3 protein-coding genes are annotated in these 4,598 nt (G+C 69.9%); 2 read left to right on the top strand and 1 reads right to left on the bottom strand.

What is annotated here, in order from left to right; all coding sequences use genetic code 11:
- On the bottom strand, positions 1-2,645 hold a 2,645-nt coding region (locus V7Z54_RS05220), incomplete at its 3' end, for a DNA topoisomerase III (protein WP_334134898.1).
- Positions 2,646-2,788: 143 nt separating this feature from the next.
- Between V7Z54_RS05220 and V7Z54_RS05225 the strand changes: the two genes are divergently transcribed.
- Both V7Z54_RS05225 and V7Z54_RS05230 read left to right on the top strand, forming a co-directional pair.
- Positions 2,789-3,730: a biotin--[acetyl-CoA-carboxylase] ligase gene (locus V7Z54_RS05225; protein ID WP_334134900.1), complete on the top strand. Its 942-nt coding sequence runs from the start codon at positions 2,789-2,791 to the stop codon at positions 3,728-3,730.
- On the top strand, positions 3,724-4,506 hold the full coding sequence (locus V7Z54_RS05230) for an SPOR domain-containing protein (RefSeq protein ID WP_334134902.1): 783 nt from the start codon (positions 3,724-3,726) through the stop codon (positions 4,504-4,506). Before V7Z54_RS05225 ends, V7Z54_RS05230 begins: the two co-directional genes overlap by 7 nt.
- The last annotated feature ends 92 nt before the right edge of the window (positions 4,507-4,598 follow it).

The raw sequence follows: 4,598 nt of genomic DNA on the forward strand, positions 1-4,598 counted from the left end.
GTGCTGCGCGCGCGGGCAGGCGGCGTACCGCCCGCCCGGGGCTCGAACGCGAAGTTGACCTTGCCCGCTTCGGCGTCCCACACCAGCGCGGCACGAAACGGCCGCCGGGTGCGGTTGGAGACGAAGCCGTCGAGCCAGTCGGTGCGGCCCTCGGCCAGCAGCTTGGCCATCTGCTCGCGGCTGATGGGCTGCTGCAGGATGGTGGTGGCGGTCTTGAAGTCGCAGCCGGGGGTGGGCTGCTGCGCGCTGGGCACCGCCCGCGTACACACATACTGGCTGCCGTGTTCGACCACCGCAGCCCCGCACTTGGGGCAGGCGCCCAGCGGCTCGGCTGTGCTGAGATCGACTGGCGTCTCATCCGCCGCCACCTTGGCCGCGTCGCCGAAGTCGAAGCCCAGCTTCCACTGCCCCGCTTCATCCGGCGCCAGCGTCAGCTCGGCGCTAAACGGCCAGCCCGCCTTGGACCGGAAGCCCTCCAGCGGGCCGATGCGGTGCGTGCGCAGCAACGCCTCCACCTCGCCCGGCGCCAGCACGCGGCCCCCCGGCGCTTTGCCGATGGAAAAACCACAGCCCGCACTGTGGCCGTCGGCGCCCGCGCAGGCGTAGCGCCGGTAGTTCTCCTTGACCACGCCGCCGCATTGCGGACAGGGTGCCTGCAGCGTGGCATAGTCCCCAGGCACGCTGTCGCGGTCGTATTCCTTGGCCTTGCGCACGATGCGCTCGGTCATCGCGGCGATCTCGCGCATAAAGGCGTCGCGGCTGAGCTGCCCGCGCTCCATTTGCGACAGCTTGTACTCCCACTCGCCCGTGAGCTCGGGCCGGGTGAGCTCCTCCACCCCCAGCCCACGCAGCAGGGTCATGAGCTGAAAGGCCTTGGGCGTCGGCACCAGCTCGCGCCCATCACGCAGCAGGTATTTTTCGGCGATCAGCCCTTCGATGATGGCCGCACGCGTGGCCGGCGTGCCCAGCCCCTTGTCGGCCATCGCGCAGCGCAGCTCCTCGTCTTCGACCAGCTTGCCCGCGCCTTCCATCGCCGCCAGCAGCGTGGCTTCGTTGTAGCGCGCCGGCGGCCGGGTCTGCTTGGCGTCCAGCCGCACGTCCTGCACCGCCACGCGCTCGCCAGGCTGCACCGGTGGCAGCCGCCGGTCGCGCTCACTGCCGTCTTCGGCCTCGGCTTCGCGCCCATAGACGGCCATCCAGCCCGGATTGACCAACACTTTGCCCTCGGTCTTGAAGTGGTGCACCGCGTCGTCCACGGCCACCCGCGTGATGCGCGTGGTGACCAAAAACTCGGCCGCCGGGAAGAACACGGCGATGAAGCGCCGCACCACCAGGTCGTAGAGCTTTTGCTCCGCTTCGCTCAAGCCCTGTGGCAGCTGGGCGGTGGGAATGATGGCGAAGTGGTCGCTGACTTTGGCGTTGTCGAACACCCGCTTGGTGGGGCGCACCCAGCCGTTGTCCAGCGCCGCGCGCGCGTGCGGCGCCAGGTGCGCCAGCGGGCTGTCGGCCAGCACCTGCAGCGTCTGCCGCACCGTGCCCAGGTAGTCCTCGGGCAGCGCGCGCGAGTCCGTACGCGGGTAGGTCAGCACCTTGTGCTTTTCGTACAGGCTTTGCGCCAGCGCCAGCGTCGTCTTGGCCGAAAAGCCAAAGCGCCCATTGGCCTCGCGCTGCAGACTGGTCAGGTCGTACAGCAAGCCGCAGGCCTGGGTGCTGGGCTTGGCTTCCTCCGTCACCTCGCCGCTGCGCCCCTGCACGGCGGCCGCGACGGCACGGGCGCGCGCCTCCTCCCACAGGCGCTCGGCGCGCGCCTCCGGGTCGGCGCCGTCGCCCTGCGGCTTGCGGAAGGCTGGGTCGAACCAGCGCCCGGCGTAGGCCCCGGCGGCAGCGGCAAAGGTGGCGTGTACCTCCCAGTAGTCACGCGGCTGGAAGCGCCGGATCTGCTCTTCGCGCTCGACGACGATGGCCAGCGTCGGTGTCTGCACCCGCCCCACCGTGGTGAGGAAAAAACCGCCATCGCGCGAATTGAACGCCGTCATGGCGCGCGTGCCGTTGATGCCGACCAACCAGTCCGCTTCGGAGCGGCTGCGCGCGGCATCAGCCAGCGGCCGCATTTGCTCGTCGCTGCGCAGCTGGGCAAAGCCGTCGCGGATGGCCTGCGGCGTCATCGACTGCAGCCACAGCCGCCACACCGGCTTGCCCAGCGGCTTGGGCTGTCCAGCCTTGTCGGCGCCGCCCGCGTATTGCTCGATGAGGCGAAAGATCAGCTCGCCTTCACGCCCGGCGTCACAGGCGTTGACCAGTGCGGTGACATCTTTGCGCCGTGCCAGCTTGACAATGGCATTGAGCCGCCCCTTGGTCTTGTCCAGCGGCTTGAGGTCGAAGTGCGGCGGTATCACCGGCAGGTGCGCAAAGCTCCACTTGCCGCGTTTGACCTCGTGGCTTTCGGGTGCGGTGATCTCCAGCAGGTGGCCGACCGCCGAGGTGACGATGTAGCGCTCGTTTTCGTAGTACTCGTCGTGCTTGTCAAACTTGCCGGCCACAGGAGTGAGGGCGCGCACGATGTCGAGCGCGACCGAGGGCTTTTCGGCGATAACCAGCATCTTGCCGGCGCCGGTGAAATCGTTGGGCAAACCTGGGGACTTCATCTCTACAATGCTCCGGACGGACGGTGCGGCGGCGGCCCGCGGCGGATGCCCCGGCTCGCGCGCGCACGCGTGCGCCCACTCGTACTACCTTAGCAAATTTTCGCGTTGCCCCAGCCGATGCGATGCCCCACGGTATGCCCCGCATGAAGCAGGTTGTCGCCGCTCCTCAGCCCTCCCTGCCTCCGGAAGGGGCGTCGGCTGCCACGACCGCTGCGGTGCGCCAGCCCGCTGCCGTGCCGGACACGCAACGCAACGATGCGCCGGCACACGCAGGCGCCAGCGACGCTGCGGCGCTGGCGGCCTTGCATGCGGGAGCCGAAGCGCTGTGGCAGCGCGCCGTGCTCACGTGGCCAGCGCTGAGCGTGGAAGTGGTGCCTCGCATCGACTCCACCAACGCCGAGCTGATGCGCCGCGGACGCGCGGGCCAGACCGACCCGGTGCTGCTGGCAGCGGTGGCGCAGAACGCGGGGCGCGGTCGCGCGGGCCGTCCGTGGGTGACGGTGCCCGGCGGCGCACTGGCGCTGTCGGTGGGGCGAGTGCTGGAGCCGCCCGACTGGTCGGGTCTGTCGCTGGCCGTGGGGGTGGCCGTGGCCGAGGCGCTGGGCCCGGCGGTGCAGCTGAAGTGGCCCAATGACCTGTGGTGGCGCGGGCGCAAGCTGGGCGGCATCCTGATCGAGACCGCTAGCCTGCCGCCGCCTGTGTCCGGGCGCTGGTGTGTGGTGGGCATCGGCATCAACCGCTGCACCCCCAGCCTGCCGCCAGAGCTGGCCGCGCACGCCGTGCCGCCGGCCGGGCTGGAGGAAGCGCAGCGCAGCGGCGAGCTGCCCCCGTGGCCACTGCAGCGGCTGCTGGAGGCGGTGGGGTGGGCGACGCTGCAAGCGCTGGCCGCCTTCGAGCGTGAGGGTCTGGCCCCTAGCCTGCCGGGCTTTGCGGCGCGCGACGCGCTGCAGGGGCAGCCGGTGCGGCTGAGCGACGGCACCGTGGGCTGCGCCTGCGGCGTGGCGCCCGATGGCAGCCTGCGTGTGCACACGGCCAGCGGTGAGCGCTGGGTACAGCAGGGTGAGGTGAGCGTGCGGCCATGCTGAGACTGCTGGCACTGGTGCTGCTGCTGGCCAACGCCGCGCTGTGGGCGTGGCAGATGGGGTGGCTGGGCGCAGCCCCGCTCGACGCCACCGCGGAGCGCGAGCCGCAGCGGCTGGCCCAACAAATCGCACCCGAGCGGCTGCGCCTGCTCAATCCACCAGGACAGACGCAACCTTTGGATAGGAATGAGGGCACCACTGAAAGCAATGACGGCACCACTGCCGCAGCGACTGACGCCGAGCCGCAAACTGCCATCGAAACGGGACAACAGGTTGACAATGGGATCGAACGGTTAGCCGGTGCGCCGCCAGCGGCGCGGCTGCGGCGCCACTGCTGGCAATTGGATGGTTTGGCACCGGCACAGGCCGAAGCGGTGCGGCGTCGTGCCGGAGGAGACGCCAACCTGCGCGCCCGCCAGACTGAGCAGACCACTGTGCTGCCCGCGCGCTGGATTGTCTATCTGGGCAAATTTTCGAGCGCCGAAGCCCTGCAGCGACGTCGCGCAGCGCTGCGGCAAGCGGGCATCGATCATCGGGTGGTCAACGTTGCGGCCTTGATGCCGGGACTGGCGCTGGGCACGTTCTCGACAGAGCAAGCCGCACAGCGTGCGTTGCAGGATATGCAACGCCGTGGCGTCACGGATGCGCGCGTGGTGCAGGAGCGTAGTGAAATGCGCCTGATTACACTGCGCTGGCCCGACCTGACGGCCGAGGAAGAGCAGCGCTTGCGCGCAGCGCTGCAGCCGGAGCTGGCATCGGCGTTGTCGCGCTGCCGCTAGATGCCAGCAGCGACGGGCAGTCCCGCCGTCTTACCACGCTCTTGGACAGTGTCCCGCCTGGCAGGACCCCTCACGAGTGGGCACCTCCTCAT

Source organism: Tepidimonas sp. (assembly GCF_036824975.1).
Taxonomy (GTDB): domain Bacteria; phylum Pseudomonadota; class Gammaproteobacteria; order Burkholderiales; family Burkholderiaceae_C; genus Tepidimonas.